The 510-nt window shown below is 66.7% G+C and carries 1 protein-coding gene; it reads left to right on the top strand.

Annotated elements, in window-relative coordinates; all coding sequences use genetic code 11:
- Window positions 1-510 (top strand): MraY family glycosyltransferase (locus AC1D15_RS36660; RefSeq protein ID WP_477829962.1); only part of this gene is annotated, 510 nt, incomplete at both ends.

Here is a 510-nt window from a genome sequence, read left to right as displayed (position 1 = left end):
CCAGTACCTGACGATGCGTGCGGTGCTGGCGGCGATGACCGCGCTGCTGATCGGCCTCGCGTTCGGCCCGATGGTGATCCGCCGCCTGAGCGCGCTGAAGATCGGCCAGCCGATCCGCGAGTACGGCGTGCAGGCCCACCTGAGCAAGAGCGGCACGCCGACGATGGGCGGCGTGCTGATCCTGCTGGGCATCGGCATCTCGACGCTGCTGTGGTTCGACTGGAGCAACCGCTTCGTCTGGATCGTGATGCTGGTGACGCTCGGCTTCGGCGCGATCGGCTGGGTCGACGACTGGCGCAAGGTGGTGCACAAGAACCCCGAGGGCATGCGCTCGCGCGAGAAGTACTTCTGGCAATCGCTGCTCGGGCTGGTGGCGGCGCTGTACCTCGCGTTCAGCGTGTCGGAAACCTCCAACCTGCGCGTGCTGGAGCTGTTCCTGCGCTGGGTGCAGAGCGGCTTCTCGAACGACCTGCCGCCCAAGGCCGACCTGATGGTGCCGTTCTTCAAGAG

The sequence above is a fragment of the Rhizobacter sp. P2_H2 genome, assembly GCF_056403375.1.
The sequence above is the reverse complement of the archived record's forward strand: the minus strand, read 5'-3'. Positions and strand labels throughout refer to the sequence as shown.